Below are 18,589 nucleotides of genomic sequence, written 5' to 3'. Positions count from 1 at the left end.
CACGTTCTTAAAAATGGTTTATAAGTATCAAACCATTCACTTAAAGAGAACAAAGTGCAATAGACGGGTCGGAGGCCGCCAGCCATGCGTCTGAATTACCATCACTTGTACTATTTCTGGACGGTCGCCCGGGTTGGCCACCTGACACGGGCCGCAGAATCCCTGCACATTTCCCAATCCGCACTGTCTGGCCAGATCCGGAAACTGGAGGAGAGCCTCGGCCACGATCTGTTCATCCGGGAAGGCCGTCGTCTCAAACTCTCCGAGGCCGGTCGCCTCGCCTTCAGCTACGCCGAATCCATTTTCCAGCAGGGAGAGGAACTGGGCGAACTGTTTCGCTCCGGCATGCTCGCCAAACGGGATGTGTTGAAAGTCGGCGCCGTGGCGACGCTGTCCCGGAATTTCCAGGAGGGATTTCTTCGCCCCCTGCTCGGCCGAAAGGATCTCGACCTGAAGCTCCAGAGCGGCAGCCTCGACGACCTGCTCCGACGCCTGTCGGCACACCGGCTTGACCTCATTCTGTCAAACCAGCCGGTCCAGGGCGACGAGCAGAACCCGCTGCGCTCACGGCGACTCGCCAGACAACCCGTGAGCGTGATCGGGCCGCCGGGTGCCGACATGGCGGACGTTCCACGTTCACTTAATGGCAGAACCCTGATTGTGCCAGGCCCGGACAGTCATATCCGACAGGCATTCGACCAGCTCTGTGAATACCATGGCATCTACCCGACGATCATCGCCGAGGTGGATGACATGGCCATGATGCGCCTTCTGACACGGGACACGGGACACTTTGCCGTGCTACCTCGAGTGGTTGTCCGGGACGAGCTCAAGACCGGCGTTCTCGAGGACTACGGAGCCCTGCCCGGTGTTTTCGAAGAATTCTACGCCATCAGCATCCGTCGGCAGTTCCAGCAGGCACTGGTGACACAACTGCTCACCCAACCCGCCGAAGAGCTCCTGACCTTCGCGCCGGAACCTGCGTAAACTGGGCTTTCTGACCATCTTTTCTGGCGGTTACGGTCATAGGCTATGCGCCGGGACGAATCCTATACTGGGGACACCATCAAAATTGTATGAGAGCGTCCCCGGATATGCCTGCTTCAGCCCCTGACTCCCCCTCCATCGTTATCATCGGAACCGGCTTTGGCGGCCTGGGCATGGCTATCAAACTCAAGGAGGCCGGGTATCATCATCTGACACTGCTGGAAAAATCCGATCGGATTGGCGGGACCTGGCGGGACAATACCTACCCCGGCGCAGCCTGCGATGTTCAGTCCCACTTCTACTCCTACTCATTCGAACCCAAACACGACTGGTCCAGAAAGTTTGGTCTGCAGCGGGAAATTCTCGGCTACATGGAGCACTGCGTCGAAAAATACGGATTAAAGGGCCATATCCGGTTTAACAGTGAAGTGGCACGGGCGGAGTTTGATTCGTCAGCGAATGTCTGGCACATCGGCCTCTCGGACGAAACCAGGCTTCGCGCCGACATTCTGATCACCGCCACTGGCCAGCTGAACCAGCCCGCCTTTCCCGATATCGAAGGCCTGGACAGGTTTGAAGGTACCCTGTTCCATTCCGCACGCTGGAACCACGACTACAACCTGGAAGGCAAGCGCGTAGCGGTCATCGGAACCGGCGCCAGTGCCATACAGTTTGTCCCGGAGATCGCCAGGCAGGTCGACCGCCTGTATCTCTTTCAGCGCAGTGCCGCCTGGGTCCTGCCCAAACTCGACCGCCCATTTTCGTCACTGGAACACTGGCTATTTCGGCACCTGCCCGCCTGGGACCGACTCTATCGGTACCTGATCTACTGGAAAAACGAGAGTCGTGCCCTGGCCTTTACCCGGTTCAACAGACTGCTGGATGTCTTTGCCTGGCAAGCGCGTCGGGAAGCTCGCAAACATGTCTCCGACCCGGTCAAGCTCAGGAAAATCATTCCGGACTACCAGATCGGCTGCAAACGGATCCTCATTTCCAACGACTGGTATCCGGCCATTAATCGCCCGAACGTCGATCTGATCACTGACGGCATTGAGAGGCTCGTGCCGGATGGCATCACTACCACCTCCGGACATCACTACCCCGTAGACGCCATTATCCTGGCCACCGGCTTCCGCGCGACGGAATTTCTCGCACCGATGGCCATTACCGGCCGAGGCGGAAAGACCATCAATGAGGCCTGGCGCGACGGCGCCAAAGCCTACAAAGGGATCGCCGTCAGTGGATTCCCCAATTTCTTCATGCTGTACGGACCCAATACCAACCTCGCGCACAATTCCATCGTGTACATGCTGGAATCCCAGTTCCAATACGTTATGGATTGTCTGAAAAAGCTGGAAAAGCACCCGGGTACAGCAATGGATGTCCGCGCAGAAGCCCAAGATGCTTTTGCAGAGCAAGTGCAGCAGGGCCTCGAAACCTCGGTCTGGAATGCGGGATGCCATTCCTGGTACCTCGATAAAAATGGCAGGAACTCTGTGAACTGGCCGGGCTTCACCTTCTCTTACCGTCTGGCCACACGTCATGCCCGGGAAGAGGATTACCGATTTCTATCGCCAGGCCATTAACCAGCTGCTGGCGGAATGGGCATTGAATTGCGATCGAATTCATAGGATGATTGGATCATCTGCTTTACGGATGATCCTTTATGCTGGAAAAGATTCGAAAGGGATCGCTGGTTGAAACCGCGATCCAGAGCCTGCGGCAAGCCATCGAAAGTGGCGACTGGCGAGTTGGCGATAAACTCCCGGTGGAGTCCGATTTGTCCGAGTCACTGGGAGTCGGACGTAATACCGTGCGAGAAGCCGTTCGGGTACTGGTACACGTCGGAATGCTGGAAACACGCCAGGGCGACGGAACCTACGTTCGCGCGACCCGGGATGCGGGTGAAACCCTGAGGCGTATTGCCCGAACCCAGCTGGCGGATCAGCTGGAAGTAAGGATCATGCTGGAATCGGAGGCGGCAAAGCTCGCGGCGAACAGGCGAACAGAGTCAGATCTGAAGCTCATGTCCGACGCCCTGGACGCACGCGCCCGTTCGGCGGACCATCTGGAGGAACGAATCCATCACGACCAACGGTTCCACCATGCTGTCGTGAAGGCATCCCACAACCCTGCCCTGGTCGAATTATACGATTACTTTTCCCACGGGATCGGGGAAACCATCGAACGCACTGAAAAAGACGCGGATCTGCCAGAACCGTCCCAGGAAGAACACGAGCTTTTGCTTGCGGCCATCCGACGGGGTGATGCCGACCGCGCGGGCAGTCTTGCACGGGCCCTGTTACACCCGAGCCTCCGCGTTTTGCAATCCGGAGCCAAAGTCTGATGAACAAACTCCGAATTGATCCGTTCACCCTGCTTCTGCTGGGCGCCATCGTCCTCGCTTCATTTTTGCCGGTTACAGGCAACGCGGCCGACTGGCTGGCCGCCGCAGGATCCGTGGCCGTCGCCCTGCTTTTCTTCTTCCACGGAGCGGCGCTTTCCCGGGAGCAGATCGTGGCGGGCGCCACACACTGGCGACTGCACATACTGATCACCAGCCTGACCTTTGTCTTTTTTCCATTGGCGGTGCTGCCGATCAACGGGCTGTCCGGACTCATTCCCCAGTGGATGCCAGCCGACCTGGGGCTGGGTTTTCTCTACCTTGGCGTCCTGCCGTCGGCGGTTTCCTCTTCGATTGCCTACACAGCGATGGCCAGGGGGAATGTTCCGGCGGCCATTTGCAGTGCCGCAGCCTCCAACGTGTTCGGAATGATGCTGACGCCCTTCCTGCTGTTGTTGGTGGTGAGTACGTCCGGGACGGGGGATTTTTCCGTTGGCCAGGCATTGAAGGACATTGTCATACAGTTGCTGCTTCCCTTTGCGGTCGGCCACGCACTGCGACCCTGGCTTGGCGGCTATCTGGCGCGCAACGAAAATCTGATGGCGAAGTATGACCAGGCCGTTATATGGCTGATCGTCTATTCGGCATTTTCCCATTCCGTGGAAAGCGGCCTCTGGCAGAACCTCCCGATCCAGGCCATTGTCTTTGCGATACTGTTGTGTCTGGGGCTTCTGGCGCTGTTCATGCTGATGGCGCGCTTTCTGGTGCGTCGGCTGGGATTCAGCCTTGAGGACGAGACGGCCGTGGTTTTTTGCGGATCCAAAAAGAGTCTGGCATCGGGATTGCCCATGGCAAAGGTGCTGTTTTCCGGACACCCGGGCTTCGGCATGATCGTGTTACCGATCATGTGTTACAACCAGATTCAGGTTATCGTCGGGGCGATCCTTGCCCGGAAATACCGGGAGAAGATCGAGGCAGCCCACCAGTCAGTGGCCGCCCATGCCTCCGAAAATGGCGGCGAGGATCGCTAGACCAATAATCCAGCCAACGACCGCTGGCCAGAAATTGACCATCTGCTGCGGCTGCTCTTCCTCATCAGCTGGCCGTTCAGGTTCACCCATAACGTCGGTTTCGTCCGGTTCGGCCACATCCTTGAGGGAGTACCACTCGAACCAGTCCCCGAGAAACCGGGCTACCGGAGCCGGCAAACCACCATTCTCGGCAGTCGGTCTCAGCTGGGCTTCCAGGCGCTCGGCAATGGCGCTCCTGATAGCGGGCTTGTCGGCCGGCGGTTCGCACAGAATCGCCTTCCAGATGCCGACATCCTGGCTACGTTGATTGTCGTTCAGTAACGCGTTGACCTGAATGACCACCTCGCGGACAACCTGGCCGTCCTGGGCATCCAGCGGCTGGGACTCGGCGGGGGAGGATTCCGGCTCAACGGACGGTGAAGCAGCTGGCGTTTCCGTTTCGGCAAGGGGCTCCCCCAACGCTTCACGAAGGGCATCAGCGAGTCGCCGGGATTCGTCTTGCGAGGCAAACTTGAGCTGCTGCTCGTAAGCTGCACGGATTCGCTCCCGATCCTGTGTCGGCTCTATTCCCAGTATGTCCCAGCAACTCATTCGGCGATCACTCCTTTATGGTCTCTCTTCGATCAAAGAGATTACATTATTTCAAAGACAAATATGGAGGAGTCCCTTAGGATAGGGACATAAAAAATTCGTAACTCAACACTCAGGCTCTCACTGTGTTTAGTAAAATCAATTATAAAAAGACCTTCACAACTGTTACGAACGTTCGCCCGGCAAGATCCCACCTCAACGCGGTTACACCTTTTCTACCCCGGTCTGTCTGTGTTTTGGCAGCCACCCTGTTCACTCTCGCACCAAATGCCTGGTCCCAGGAGCTTCCCAGCACCGCACTTTCTCCGGACGCCGGATTTTACGGATTCGACGATAACGTACCGGAAGTACTGACGACGACACGTCTGCGACAGCCAAAGGTTCGGGTTCCCGGATCAACCACGGTCATTGACGGGGATATGATCCGCGACCTGGGCGTCATGAGCCTCGCAGAGATCTTCCGTCTCGTACCCGGCATGGTAGTGACGGCTGTCGGCAGCGATCAACCGGTGGTCACCTACCATGGCACTGTTCACTATGAGCAGCGGCGCATGCAAGTGTTGGTGGATGGTCGGACGGCCTATCGCACTACCCTGGCCGACATGGACTGGCAAAGCCTGCCTGTGGCCCTGGAGATGATTGAACGGGTGGAAGTGGCTCGCGGACCCAACTCCGCCGCCTACGGCATCAATGCCTTTCTTGGCACCATCAACTTTATTACCCGGGATCCTGCGGACACCGCCGGTGTTGAACTGCGAACCGTCCGTGGTTCCCGGCAGTATATGCGCACCTTCGCGTCGGTCGGCGATGCCAGCAGTGATTACGACTGGCGCGTGGCCTATGAAAAACGTCAGTCTGATGGTTTTGATTACGCCGTCAAATACAACAACGAGACAGGTCAGGTTGAACAAAACTCGTACCATAACGGTCACGACATGAACTTGGTCAACTACGATTCCCGATTGAACCTCAACTCCGGGTTTAACGCCGAGTTCCGGGCGGGCGTGGTCGACGGGATCAATGAGGAAGACCAGCTGGAAGATGGGGAACTGAACGCTCAGGAAAATCCTGATATCGACGTTCGTGACCTGCGTTTTCAGACCAAGCTCAATTTTACTCCCTCATCTGATCATTTTTACCACCTCCAGGTCAGCTACGAGAGCTTCAAGCGGCATCAGCGCTGGCGCATACTGCAACCGTCCAGCGTGCTCACCTGTCTGGACAATGGTACGCCATTGGTCGCGAATCCCGGCACCTGCTTCGATCCCTCGACAGCCCCCTTCACAGCGTTGGTTAATGCTGATATCGAGGATTCCCGCCTTGAATTCGAACTGCAGGATACCCGGATTTTCAACCCGGACCTGAAGCTGGTCTCCGGCATTGGCTACCGCGAAGATACCTACACTTCCGAAACCTATTTCAGTGGCACCGGGCACGATTACCAGAGCCGTGTCTTTGCAAACCTGGAATACACCCCAATCCACTGGCTGACACTGAATGCCGGGGGCAACTGGGAACGGACTACGACCACCCACGACGATTATTTTTCACCAAGGTTGGCGGCCAACTTCGTACTGAACTCCCATCATGCGCTACGCTTTGTGTATTCAGAGGCGGTCAGGACTCCGGATTCCTATGAGCAGTCACCAGACTATGGCTACACGTTACGCGACATCGCACCGTCGCAATTCTCGGTGTACGACGGAATTCGCGCTGACACCACGGACCTGCTGGAAGACCCTGCCACGTCCACGCTCGGCCAGAAACTGGATGCGGAGCGGATTGTCTCCCGTGAAATCAGCTATTTTGGCCAGTTTCCGCTCGACGACGGCATGTTCCAGCTGGAGGTACGCGCGTTCGATGACAACATGAGGGACATGATCAGCGGCTTTATTTCCTTCGATACCTGGAACATCGACAACAATGTCGCCATCGACCAGCAAGGCTTCGAAGTGGAAGCGCAGCTTCAGTTTCCCGGCACGACGCTACGGACGACTTACGGTTACCTGGACCAGGATGGATGGTATACCGGTCCGTCAGACGTGTCGCAAAAGGTTCAGGACAAAGCCGTCAGTCTCATGAGACGCCTGTCCGCGAGGCACTCTGGCAGCGTGGCGGCCATTCAGGAGTTGCCCTATAACCTGAAATTCTCCAGTGCCATGTACTGGGCGAATAACATAAACGACACGCTGTCTCAGCGAATTGACTTCCGTCTGGCCAAGACCTTTTACATGCCTCGGGTTACCGGCCAACTGGCGATGACGGTGCAGCATTACGTGAACGATGAACCGGTGCTGCGCACCGATAACAACATCAAGGATCCAAATCAGTTTTACGTTGAAGCCGGTTTGCGATTCTGACGTATAACAGGGAAAGGACACGTTGACCCGGGATGGTATGAGGCGAACATTCGGCATTCTCTGCAATAACCGTTATCTGCGGATAGGAGCGCCAGCCTGGCTGGCGCTGATCCTGGGTCTGGTGATGATGACCCAGGGGCCAACCGCTGCTGCTCAGGAAACCCCGTCCCGAACGGTGTACATTGCCGGGTCCGGAAACGCGGCTCTGGATCAGCATGTTCTGGACCTTTTCCAGACGGCGTTCGGGCCGGACACCGAGCTGCAGACGATCAGCGATGAACAGGCTACGCTGATTGACCGGGCGCCCATTATCACGATCGGCCCGAAGGCCTTTTCGCACATCCGTCAAACCAACCGGGACGCGTCGGTACTCGCATTCCTGGTTCAGAAGTCCTTCATTCAGAAATACACAGAGGAATACCCCGGTCAGATCTCGGCCGTATTCTATGACGTTCCGCTTCTGCGCCAGGCTCTGGCCGGGAAAGCCATACTTCCCCATGCAAGCCGGATTGCGATACTGGCCTCGCCCGAATCGGTCGGCGTTTACGAGCCGCTCCTGGACCAACTGCCGGCGTTCGATCTGCAAGCCCGAGTCTTCGTGGTTGATTCCATGGACCGGCTGATCCCGACCCTGGTAAGGGCCCTCAGTTACGGGGATTTTCTGCTGGCATCCCACGACGAGAGTATTTACAACCCCCGTACGATCAAACACATCCTTTTAACGGCTTACAGACGCAACCGTATTGTTATTGGTCCCAGCCAGGCCTATGTCAAGGCCGGATCGCTCGCCTCCGGATATGCTCCCTTCCAGGAGATGGCCGACGTTGCCGCGCAGCTGATTGGACAGTTTTTCGAAACCGGCCGTTTGCCGCCTCCAACGTACCCTCAGGACTATCGAATATCGTTGAACCGCCAGGTGGCCCGCTCTCTTAATATTCCGCTGCCAGACGCCAACGAGATTACCCGGTTCATTAATGATGCCCTGGCGCAACACGGGAGGGACGAGGATGAGTAAGGCCTCCACACAATCCGCTCCCCTGTCCCGCAAGCTATTGGTTCTGGGCGCCCTCCCTGCCGTCGTGATGTTCATCGTGCTCATGGGCTTCTTTACGTCGGCACGTCTGGACGATGCCCGCCAGAATCTGACCAACACCGGTCAGATGTTGGCGGACAGTCTCGCTCCGGCCCTCGAATACCCTGTCGTCTCCGGAAACCGGTCGGCCCTTGAAAAGTTGCTGACTCAGTCGCTGAAACACAGTGATGCGGATTGGGTAAGAGTAACGGACGTACTGGGAGAAGAAGTCGGCCTGGTCACGGCCCCCGGTGCTTCCGGCCCCGGGGCGGGTCGACACTTTCTAACGTTCAAATCCGAAATCCTGCAACAACCTCTTCAGATTGGCTCCAACGAGGCCAACGAGTGGTTCGAACTCGAGTATGGCTTTGATACGGGAGCGCTTCGCGTGGGCACCGTGGAGGTTGCCGTGAGCACCCGTTCACTGGAGGCAAAGCGGCAGGACATTCTCTGGACCTCCATTGCCGTTGGTGTGGCGCTGCTGCTTTTCACCATTCTGTTGATCCGGCACTTCCTGGGGTCCATTCTCGCCCCGATCCATGGGCTCTCAGCCAGAATTGGTCGTCTGATCGACGGCGATTACCGGCAATCGTCCATTTCGGACCACCGAAACTCCCTTGAAATCATTACTCTGGAGGAGCAACTTAATACGCTTTCTCAGCATCTTGATTCCCTGGAGGCGGGCCGCGACCAGGTACTTGCCGCCTCGGAGGCAGCCCGTGAGAAGGCGGAGATGGCCAGCCACGCCAAGTCTGAATTTCTCGCGACCATGAGTCACGAACTCCGGACACCACTGAACGGCGTACTGGGCATGGTCGACCTGGTTCAGGAAGAATCGTTGACGCCGCGGCAACGGGACTACCTTCAGACCGCCCGGCGATCCACCGAAGACCTGCTGACGGTGATCAGCGATATCCTGGACTACGCCCGTATGGACAGCGGATCTCTTGTGCTGGATAACCGCGAATTCGACCTTCGGGAACTGATCACCAATTGCTCCGCATCGTATCGCCATACCGCGGAACAACAGGCGCTGGTATTGAATCTGACATTCTACGGCAAGTGGCCCGATCGCCCGATCGTTAATGGAGATGCCGCCCGCCTGCGCCAGATTCTCGCCGGCCTGCTGGACAACGCCATCAAATTTACCGGCGAAGGCTTCATCAATATCCAGGCTGGCTGTTTTCCCCTTGAGGACAACTGCATCCTGCTCAACTGCTCCGTGAGTGATTCCGGCACGGGGATTCCCACCGAACGGCTCCACGATATTTTCAATTCGTTCGAACAGCTGGAGACCGGCAGTACCCGAGGCTATGGGGGAACCGGAATGGGACTCGCTCTGGTACAACGGTTGGTGGAACTGATGGGCGGTCACATCCAGGTGGAAACCGACTTTGGCAAGGGATCCTCCTTCCGTTTCGAACTCCCCTTCGAGTTGGCCTCACCGGGTGAAACCACTCCGCCACAGCCTCCGGTCAGGTCCCGTGAACCTGTTGAAGGAACGGCTCATGCCCTGGTCGTCGAGGACAATGCGGTGAATCAGCGAGTCGCGTCGGCCATGCTGTCCCGCCTCGGCTTCCAGACCGACACGGCCGAAAATGGCAAACAGGCCGTGGCCATGGTTAAACAGAACCATCAAGGCTATGACGTGATCCTGATGGACTGCCAGATGCCCATTATGGACGGGTACGAGGCGACCAGACATATCCGGGAGTGGGAGCAGAGCAACGGCCAGCTGGGGACACCGATCATCGCGTTGACGGCCGATGTCCTGCCAGGTACCGAGGCTACGTGCCTGGAAAACGGCATGAACGGCTACCTGGCCAAACCCGTGCGGAAAGAGAAACTGCGGGAAGTGCTCAGCCGATGGTTGCCGGTTTGAAGACGCTCGTCCATGAGCGACTGAAGTTTGGCAGGATCAGGCGACCGGCTCTCTCATCGTGACAAACTCTTCGGCCGAGGTCGGATGAATGCCCAGGGTTGAGTCGAACTGCGCCTTGGTCGCACCCGCCTTGATCGCGACGGCAATTCCCTGAATGATCTCTCCGGCATCGGGCCCCACCATATGGGCGCCCAGAACCCGATCAGAGCGTTTGTCGACGACGAGTTTCATCAGACACCGCTCGTCCCGGCCACTGAGGGTGTGCTTCATGGGGCGGAATTCAGACTTGTAGATAGCCAGGTCGTAGCCTTCGGTTCTGGCCTCGCCCTCGGTCAGACCAACGGTACCGATATTGGGCTGGCAGAATACCGCGGTCGGAATGGCCGAATAATCCATTTCGCCCTGCCCGTCCCCGAACAGGCGGCGGGAAAGGACCATCCCCTGGGCCAGAGCCACCGGCGTGAGCTGTGGGGTGCCGATCACGTCGCCCAGCGCGCTGATGGAAGGGACTGCTGTCTGGAAATGTTCATCCACCACAACCTGGCCAGACTCATTGAGTTCCACGCCCAGTTCCGTGAGCCCAAGACCATCTACCAGGGCCCGGCGACCGGTCGCGGCCATGACCAGCCCGGTCTCCAGTACCTCTCCGTTGGTGAGTTGAACCTTGTATTGTGTGCCCGACGATTCGACCGATTCGATGTTCGTATTGAACTGAAGCTGAATGCCCTTCTTCCGCATTTCCTGTTCGGTGAACCGACGGATATCGTCATCAAATCCCCGGAGGAACAGCTCCCCCCGATAGATCAGCGTTGTTTCTACTCCGAGCCCGGCCAGAATGCCGGCAAACTCGACCGCGATGTAGCCACCGCCCCAAACCACGGCGTGCTTGGGAAGTTGAGGCAGATAGAACATCTCATTGGAGGTCAGGATGTATTCCTTGCCCGGAACCTCCGGAATGATCGGCCAACTTCCGGTTGCCACAGTGATATGGCGGGCGCTGTAGACGGAATCGCCAACCACGACCGTGTTGGCATCCTGGAGTGACGCGGTACCCTGGATCACGGTGACACCCGCATTCTCCAGCAGACGACCATAGATGCCGTTCAGGCGTTCGATTTCAGCATTCTTGTTGGCCACTAACGTCGACCAGTCGAACGTGACGTCATCGACCGGGACATTCCAGCCATAACCTGCAGCGTCTTCCAGGTCTTCATGGACGTGGGCGCCATACACGAACAGCTTTTTGGGAACGCAGCCTACATTGACGCAGGTGCCCCCGAGATACCGCGATTCAACCACAGCTACACGGGCACCGCGCTGGGCAGACATTCTGGCCAGGCGGACACCGCCGGATCCGGCTCCAATAACAATCAGGTCAAACTCCTGGTCAGACACAGCGTCTCCTATTGCAATGATGGACTTTAGCCGGGCTCACTGGCCCGGGCCTCGTTAACCGCAGCCGTTTCCCGGAACAGGACGTGATCCTCGAAATCGCCCAATCGGATTTGACCGAGGCTGCGGAAACCCTCGGATTCGTAAAAAGGCAGGTAACGGCTGTTTCCGGTATCCAGAACAATGCCGCTTCCCCTTGGATTATCCGCGCAGACCCGTTCTATGGCCTTGAGCAGCAATCGACCATACCCCCGATTCTGGTACTTCGGGTTCACCCCCATCAGCGGCAACTGGTGAGCCTGCGGCTGGGGCAGCAGGTGTCGGATCTGTTCGTGATAATCCATGTAACGGCGCGTCGACGCAAATCCCGTGGTCAGGACCATGCGAATGCGCCAGCTGAGCTGTTCGGTCAAATTCATGCGAACTTCTGGCTCGCCGATAAACGCGACCGCCACAAGCGAATTGTCGACCATGACGCCCACGGCATCGTGGTTGTGTTCGAAATACAGGTCGATCAGCTCACGGACCGTCGCCCGAACCCGCTGATCGTACCCCGGTTTGCGGTGGTCAAAAAGATACTGAAAGGTGGGCTCGCCACGATAGGCGTGGTAGAGGATCGACTGTGCTTCGTTACGAGCGGTTTCGTCCAGACGAACGATCACCGGTTCTTCGCTGTTGTTCTGGTTATCGGTGTCGTCACTCATGGCTCTCTCCTTTAAATCGCCAGGGTCAAACGAACGGATACCAGGCCGGGACTGTTACCACGATCCATCGCAGCCTGGTCAATCACTACACCATTTTCGGTATTCAGTTTTTCCAGCCAGGCCGCGACGCCCGAATAGGGTACGCCGTCCAGCCAGACCCGGATTGCGTCATCACCACTAGGCTCGAATCGCTGCAGGGTGAGGCCGGACTCCCTGGCGGACCGGGTTACCAGCGCCATCAGTGCGCGCCCGTCCGTTGGTTTGTCCGAGCCAGTCGCCTGTTGACTGGCAGATGCCCCTGCCAGGCTGCGGATGGCCGCCTGATTGGCCTGCATCCAGGACAGGCGTTCTGCCGCATTCTCCCGGGCACTTTCGGCTTGCTGCTCAAACTCCGTAACCGGTCGCCAGACCGCGAAGTAAAGCAATGCCAGAATCACCGCTACGGCCAGAACCAACAACGCCTGCTGATCCCTCCGGGACAGCTGGTCATACTGGGTAATCAGTTTGCTGATTGCGGGTTGTTCCTTGAGTCGCTCCAGCATGCCTAGCCTCCCGATACCGTAAGCCGGCCGCGGGTACCGCCGGATTCATTGACGACCGAGCCGATCTCGGCCTCCAGACCTTGCGAAGACAACCCATTCCGGAGCGCACTCAGCCGGTCATAACTGTCTGCGCGCAAGTCGACCACCAACTCGCCACGGGTACGGCTGAAATTGACGGAATTGAAGGTCACCGCACCGCTGGATGGCAACCGGGAATACTGTTCTCCCGTGTATTTCATCAGTGCAATAAATCCCAGCTCCTGCCCCTGCGAACCGGCAACCCTGAGCCGACCCTCGATTACTCGCCGCAGATTACCGGCATGGGTTTTCGTATCATTCGGGAAAACCCTGTGGTATTCCGCCATCGATTGTTCATCCAGTTTTTCGGCCTGCTTCTGATAATAAAAGCCCATTCCGGCTTCCAGCGCTACCTGAACAACAAACCAGATGGCTGCGACTGCCACCAGGGGCTTCCAGGGGCCGAGGGTACTGCTTCGACCTGACTTGTTGGAAAAGGCCCCCTGGCAAAGATTGATGGGGCGGCAAAGGTGGTGATAGTAGGCGTGGGCAAGCAGTTCCAGGGGACGGATCTCGAGCGTTTCGGTTTTCACCGCTAACCGTCCCTGTGACCGGAGATCCGAAACCAGAGCCTGCTGGAATGCCAGCTCCTCCTCGGTGCCATACAGGGTAACCGGAACCTCCGCGACCACATCTTCGCTGGATGGCACCGCCAGTGTCCCGGCAAACATACCAAGGTTGGCGGCCTGCATCGCCAGCCATTCGCCCCGCTCACTGATCAGCATGACGCCATCCCCATCCAGGCAGATCGACCACCCCCCGTCGGTAGACGGCAAGAGAGAGGCATCGGGATACACGGCTTCAAGCCGCGCATTGTGCCAGTGACTGAACAGGGCCGCCCAGTTTGCCATGGCCTGACGATCGATTGCTGCGACCCGGTACCCCTGATCCCCATGATCACCAAGAGCCAGGTGCACGGTGTCGATATCCTGCGCAATCTGTTCTTCGACCGCGTATGGCAATGCCTGCGCGATAAACCGGCTTTGCCGGGCAGGAATATCGGCCACACAGAACAGAGCCTCCTCTCCGGGGATGAGGCCGATCAACAGAACGTTATCAAGTGCATTCTGGGAAAGTGTCTGTTCGATGGCATCCCGGGTGTCGCTGGTTCCGCGGGCCTGGATATCGCCGCTGGCATCCTGCAGGGCCCATTGGAACAACTGCGCTTCGGCGTTTTCAGCGATGTCCGCAAACGGCGGAACCGGCCGGACAAAAAGGCGATAAGACATGGTTATCCTTCTGAAATAGTGTAAGGCTCTTTGGTAATCCGGTTTTTCTGTCCGGTATCCCGGCTGATCGTTCGGACTTTGCCTTCGCCATTACGAAACACGGTACTGACCATGGTCACAACCCGATTATCGTAGGTAATCCGTGAAACAACTTCAAAAAAACGGGTCTGGACGGTCAACTCCGCAGCCGTGAGCCCAAGCCCCGCAAATTCCGGCAGCGCCAGAAAATCCTGCACATTCTCGAACGGCTGTTCTTCGCGCTTTTTCAGCACCGATTGAATATCCGATTCGGAGAGCTTCTCATGCAGGGATTGCAGCACCGGACCACTGGCCGTGTTCACATTGATGCCCACACCACTGACTGGCACGGCTGCAACATAGGGCTTGAGTGCCTGGTAAATCTCTTCGGTCATTCCCTGCACGAGTCGCAGTTCCGTCACGCTGGTGAAAGGCTGGTTCGCCGCACGATAGCCCGGGTCGGCCATCAGGTACTGGCCGTCCTCGGCACCATAGGCGCTGATGGTCTGATCGTTGGCGTCGATCCAGTCGACCAGCGTGTCCGCGGAAATCCCGTTAATACCAAGCGCTTGCAGCAACCGGGAAAAACGGTCTTTCGCCAGCGTATCCACCTGCCCGCTGGCCGTCACCAGATCGTTGAGGTTGAAACGGCCACCGAGATCGTCGATCTGGACTTCCACGACGCCATTCTCGTCCAGGGGGAGGATGGCGGAATTACTGGCCCAGACCTCGTCGAGGCTGTCCACCATGGCGTTATCATCCTTGTCGTCCTCGAAATCACGGGTCAGGATGCGCCGGGCAAACGCTTCAGCCCCCAGAGCGATACTGTAGCCCTGCTGCTGCGCCAGGTAATGGCCCGCCTTGAACACCCGGATGTTCAGTTGTCGGGTCATACCGGCGGCGAGCATCACCACCAACGCGAGGGCCAGCAGCACCATGATCAGCGCCACGCCCCTCTCTCCACGGACGAGTCTGCTCAAGGGACGACTCACGACTGCCCTGCTCCCTGCTGCGCACTGTTATTCCCGGCAGGTGGTTGCTGGCTTTCCCCGGTGCCGGTGGCCGCTTCACTGGAGCGATTGACCTCGCCCTGTGCTTCGGCAGCGTCAAAATCCGGAAGCGCAAACGTTCTCACCAGTTTGCCGAATCGCTTGTGCTCAAGTGTGATCTCAATGCCTTTTGGCAAGGGAAAGTCCGGTCGGGCGCCCGGGTCTGCGCTCGCCAGATCATCGTTCAATGGCCAGTCGTCGTGCCAGTTCCCCTGTTCGTCAAGGAATCGCAACTTGAAGCTGGTCACCTGGTCCAGCAGGAGCACATCTTCACTGTTGTCCTCCTGCCCCTGATCGACGTTGGGCCAGTATCGACGGCGCAACTCGTCACCGGTGTATTCCCAACCGACGCGCTGAAGGTTACTGCGCCGCAGCCCCAGGGGATTACGCCAGCCCTGTCGGGTCAACATAAGGGCGAAGCCGTCATCCCGGGTGGTCAGGGCAGGCTGGAAATCGCCATAAAGATCTCTCGCCGGACGGTTTACCACCTGGGTAATGTCCCGCTCGAGAAACAGCATGGTTTTTTCCAGGCCATCGAATTGTTCGGCCAGTTCGTTGACACGGTCCCGGGATGTGACCACGCCGTGGATCACCTGCCAGACACCCAGGCCGATGATCGCCGTAATCGCAACGGCGATCAGGACTTCCATGAGCGTGAAACCCGCCACCCGTTTCATTGCTCACCCACAAACGCAGTCAGCGTATGAACCGGTACCGGATCGGCCCTGTCACCCACATACTTTTCGACAGAGACCTCCACCCGACGCATGGTGGGTTCCGCCGTACCCTTGACCGTCGTGGTCACCCGCCACCGGTAGCGGCCGTAGTCCAGGTCACTGGAATTTTCCGAGATACCGGGCAGTGCGTCCTGCAAACGGATCTCATTGATGCGGTTATCGGCGATCCAGCCGGCGAGCGTCTTGTCCCGGACCCGTTCGTAGCTGGAAATATACTGGCTCCCGACCTCGGCGGACGCCGCCGCTATCAGGCCGAAAACCAGCAGCGCCACGAGTACTTCGATCAGCGTGAATCCCCTGGCCCGCCGCATCAGCGATCCGCCTCTTCGCCGGGCTTTCGCCACCGGACACCGGAGACGCCGTCCGACTCCAGAATCTGCTTCTGATCGGGATTCGCTGCCACGGTGAATTCGATCTGAAAAGGCGTGGTTTCGCCGCTGGAGAAAAAGACGATATCCGGCAGGGTTCGATCCTCCCCGGAGGCCAGCTTGGGTGCATCATTCTCGATAAATTTGGTAACGACCAGCCAGTCGGGAAAGGTACGCGCACTGAACAGGCGCTGATCCTCGGGTTTCCAGTCACCTTTCTGGTCCTGGAACGCGAGGAACTGGTAGCCATCCTCATTGACCGTAACGCCGAGTTCCTGATTGTTGAGTACGGCCTGATCACCTGCGGTCTGCATCAGCAGATACAACTCCTGAACCTGGTTTTCCAGCTGGCGCTGCTGGGAACTGCCGCCGAGGGTAAACACGGCAAGGGAGGCCAGCAGACCGACCACGATCAGGACAACCAGAATCTCAATCAGCGTAAAGCCGGCCGCACCTGTCCCCTGCTTTGACACCAATCAGTCCCGGGCCTGCCACACACTCAGATCCGCGGCGTCGCCCTCACCGCCTTCCTGACCGTCGGAGCCGTAGGAGTAAAGGTCGTAAGGTCCCTCGGTGCCCGGGCTCACGTACTGGAATTCATTACCCCAGGGATCTTCGGGTACGTTTTTCATGTAACCCTCAGGGTTCCAGTTCTTCGGCTCGGGACTTCCGCTCGGTTTCGAAACCAGCGCTTCCAGCCCCTGTTGCGTAGAGGGGTACTGACTGTTATCCAGCCGATACAGGTCCAGAGCACTCTGGATGTTCTTGAGCTGTGTCTTGGCAATGGTCACTTTAGCCTCATCGCTCCGCCCCATGATGTTGGGAGCGACAATGGCCACCAGCAGCCCCAGGATGACCATGACTACCATGATCTCGATAAGGGTGAAGCCCTGGCTTCTGGACAGTTTGTTCATAGTCTTGCTCTTCATCGTTTCACTCGTCATTGGATTGGCATCCGTTCCTGCTTATCGGTTCTGACACATCTCGGCGGATTCACCCCACCAGATTACTCATATTCAGGATGGGTAACATGATTGCCATGACAATTATGAGAACCACCCCACCCATGACCAGCAACATCATGGGTTCAAACAGGGCAACCAGGGCCGCGATCTTCGACTGCAGGGTGTTTTCCTGCATTCGTGCCGTCCGCCCCAGCATGTCGTCCAGTTCGCCGCTGGCCTCACCACTGGCAATCATGTGCAGCATCATCGGCGGAAAGTAACCGGTCTGTTCAAGGGACCGGTGCAGAGATCCGCCTTCACTCACCTTGCGGGACGCATCCCTCAGACGTTCCCGCAGGTAATCGTTGGAAAGCACCTCGCCGGCAATCCGCATCGCCTCAACCAGCGGCACACCACTCGTAGTCAGAATGCTCAGTGTACTGGCGTAACGGGCGGTATTGATGCCACGGACCATGCCGGAGAGCAGAGGCAGGTGCAGGAGACGCCGGTGAAAGCGTTTCCGGAAACCGGGTTTGGCCAGTGCGTACCGGAATCCGGCCACCGCAGCGATCAACAGGATCAGGAGGTAGACACCGTACTGGCTCAGAAATTCCGACACCGCCAGCAGACCACGGGTCAGCACTGGCAGCTCCTGACCCTGCTTGACGAATACCTCGATAATATCCGGGACAACGTACGTGAGAAGAAACACAACGATGGCGATGGCAACAACACTGAGCAGGATCGGATAGATCGCGGCGAGCTGGATTTTCTGGCGGGCCTCCTGGCGCCCTTCGGTGTAATCCGCCAGCCGGTTCAGCACCAGATCCAGATGGCCGGCGTGTTCTCCGGCCGCAACGGTGGAGCGGTAAAGCCGGGGGAACGCCCGGGGAAATTCTCCGAGACCATCCGCCAGGCTGTACCCTTCCATCACCTTCGCCCGGATGGCGATCAACATGCTGCGGATGCGGGGCTTTTCGGATTGTTGCGCGGTCGCGCTCAACGCCTGCTCGATCGGAATGCCGGACTGGATCAATGTAGCCAGTTGCCGGGTAATCAATGCCAGATCAGAGGCAGCCAATCCGCCACGCCGACTCAACGACGTCGACCGACGTTGCCGTTCCGCCGCCGGCTCAACCGACAGTGGCGTCAGTCCCTTTTCCCGGAGTTGCTGGCGAACCGCACGGGGCGCATCGGCCTCAACAACGCCACTCTTCTGTTTGCCCCGGGGGTCAAGGGCCTTGTACTCGTAAGCTGGCAT

The 18,589-nt window shown here is 58.0% G+C and carries 18 protein-coding genes; 7 read left to right on the top strand and 11 right to left on the bottom strand.

Annotated elements, in window-relative coordinates:
• Positions 1-84 precede the first annotated feature (84 nt).
• From MLD04_RS09980 to MLD04_RS09965, 4 genes are all read left to right on the top strand, one after another.
• On the top strand, positions 85-987 hold the full coding sequence (locus MLD04_RS09980) for a LysR family transcriptional regulator (RefSeq protein WP_248157698.1): 903 nt from the start codon (positions 85-87) through the stop codon (positions 985-987).
• Between the two features lie 107 nt (positions 988-1,094).
• The gene (locus MLD04_RS09975; protein ID WP_248157690.1) at positions 1,095-2,573 is read left to right on the top strand and encodes a flavin-containing monooxygenase; all 1,479 of its coding nucleotides are present in this window, start codon (positions 1,095-1,097) and stop codon (positions 2,571-2,573) included.
• 80 nt (positions 2,574-2,653) lie between these two features.
• On the top strand, positions 2,654-3,334 hold the full coding sequence (locus MLD04_RS09970) for a FadR/GntR family transcriptional regulator (protein WP_248157667.1): 681 nt from the start codon (positions 2,654-2,656) through the stop codon (positions 3,332-3,334).
• The gene (locus MLD04_RS09965) at positions 3,334-4,362 is read left to right on the top strand and encodes a bile acid:sodium symporter family protein (protein ID WP_248157660.1); all 1,029 of its coding nucleotides are present in this window, start codon (positions 3,334-3,336) and stop codon (positions 4,360-4,362) included. The genes MLD04_RS09970 and MLD04_RS09965 overlap by 1 nt, the downstream gene beginning before the upstream one ends.
• Here MLD04_RS09965 and MLD04_RS09960 read toward each other — a convergent pair.
• Positions 4,318-4,953, bottom strand: a complete 636-nt coding sequence (locus MLD04_RS09960) for a J domain-containing protein (RefSeq protein WP_248157658.1) — start codon at positions 4,951-4,953, stop codon at positions 4,318-4,320. The two genes, MLD04_RS09965 and MLD04_RS09960, sit on opposite strands and share 45 nt — an antisense overlap.
• A 236-nt stretch (positions 4,954-5,189) precedes the next feature.
• Here MLD04_RS09960 and MLD04_RS09955 point away from each other — a divergent pair, with 236 nt between their 5' ends.
• The 3 genes from MLD04_RS09955 to MLD04_RS09945 are packed head-to-tail and all read left to right on the top strand — an operon-like array spanning position 5,190 to position 10,267.
• Positions 5,190-7,313: a TonB-dependent receptor plug domain-containing protein gene (locus tag MLD04_RS09955; protein ID WP_248157656.1), complete on the top strand. Its 2,124-nt coding sequence runs from the start codon at positions 5,190-5,192 to the stop codon at positions 7,311-7,313.
• 37 nt (positions 7,314-7,350) lie between these two features.
• Positions 7,351-8,328 (top strand): ABC transporter substrate-binding protein, encoded by a 978-nt coding sequence (locus MLD04_RS09950; protein WP_248157654.1) that lies wholly within the window; start codon positions 7,351-7,353, stop codon positions 8,326-8,328.
• A complete protein-coding gene (locus tag MLD04_RS09945; protein WP_248157652.1) occupies positions 8,321-10,267 on the top strand; it encodes an ATP-binding protein in 1,947 nt (648 codons plus the stop codon). Before MLD04_RS09950 ends, MLD04_RS09945 begins: the two co-directional genes overlap by 8 nt.
• Before the next feature lie 36 nt (positions 10,268-10,303).
• Here the strand turns inward: MLD04_RS09945 and gorA are convergent, their stop codons facing one another.
• The 10 genes from gorA to gspF all read right to left on the bottom strand — a co-directional run bounded on the left by gorA (position 10,304) and on the right by gspF (position 18,589).
• Positions 10,304-11,662, bottom strand: coding sequence for a glutathione-disulfide reductase (gene gorA, locus MLD04_RS09940; protein WP_248157646.1), 1,359 nt, complete (start codon positions 11,660-11,662; stop codon positions 10,304-10,306).
• 26 nt (positions 11,663-11,688) lie between these two features.
• Complete coding sequence (locus MLD04_RS09935; RefSeq protein ID WP_248157644.1) at positions 11,689-12,363, bottom strand: GNAT family N-acetyltransferase; 675 nt, start codon at positions 12,361-12,363, stop codon at positions 11,689-11,691.
• An 11-nt stretch (positions 12,364-12,374) separates the two neighbouring features.
• Positions 12,375-12,905, bottom strand: coding sequence for a type II secretion system protein GspM (gspM, locus tag MLD04_RS09930; RefSeq protein WP_248157642.1), 531 nt, complete (start codon positions 12,903-12,905; stop codon positions 12,375-12,377).
• Positions 12,906-12,907: 2 nt separating this feature from the next.
• Positions 12,908-14,212 (bottom strand): type II secretion system protein GspL, encoded by a 1,305-nt coding sequence (gspL, locus tag MLD04_RS09925; RefSeq protein ID WP_248157640.1) that lies wholly within the window; start codon positions 14,210-14,212, stop codon positions 12,908-12,910.
• 2 nt (positions 14,213-14,214) lie between these two features.
• Positions 14,215-15,210: a type II secretion system minor pseudopilin GspK gene (gspK, locus tag MLD04_RS09920; RefSeq protein ID WP_248157638.1), complete on the bottom strand. Its 996-nt coding sequence runs from the start codon at positions 15,208-15,210 to the stop codon at positions 14,215-14,217.
• Positions 15,211-15,218: 8 nt separating this feature from the next.
• Positions 15,219-15,956 carry a type II secretion system minor pseudopilin GspJ gene (gspJ, locus tag MLD04_RS09915; protein ID WP_248157636.1) on the bottom strand — a complete coding sequence of 246 codons (738 nt, stop codon included), beginning with the start codon at positions 15,954-15,956 and terminating at the stop codon, positions 15,219-15,221.
• Positions 15,953-16,327, bottom strand: coding sequence for a type II secretion system minor pseudopilin GspI (gspI, locus tag MLD04_RS09910; RefSeq protein WP_248157634.1), 375 nt, complete (start codon positions 16,325-16,327; stop codon positions 15,953-15,955). Before gspI ends, gspJ begins: the two co-directional genes overlap by 4 nt.
• Positions 16,327-16,860, bottom strand: coding sequence for a type II secretion system minor pseudopilin GspH (gspH, locus tag MLD04_RS09905; RefSeq protein WP_248157632.1), 534 nt, complete (start codon positions 16,858-16,860; stop codon positions 16,327-16,329). The genes gspI and gspH overlap by 1 nt, the downstream gene beginning before the upstream one ends.
• Positions 16,861-17,313: a type II secretion system major pseudopilin GspG gene (gene gspG / locus MLD04_RS09900; protein WP_040886683.1), complete on the bottom strand. Its 453-nt coding sequence runs from the start codon at positions 17,311-17,313 to the stop codon at positions 16,861-16,863.
• Positions 17,314-17,377: 64 nt separating this feature from the next.
• Entirely contained in the window at positions 17,378-18,589 is a 1,212-nt protein-coding gene (gene gspF, locus MLD04_RS09895) for a type II secretion system inner membrane protein GspF (protein WP_248157630.1), read from the bottom strand.

It is taken from the genome of Marinobacter koreensis, assembly GCF_023156285.1.
Lineage (GTDB): Bacteria > Pseudomonadota > Gammaproteobacteria > Pseudomonadales > Oleiphilaceae > Marinobacter > Marinobacter koreensis.
Note: the sequence above shows the minus strand (reverse complement) of the source record. Positions and strands in the feature narration are given on the sequence as shown.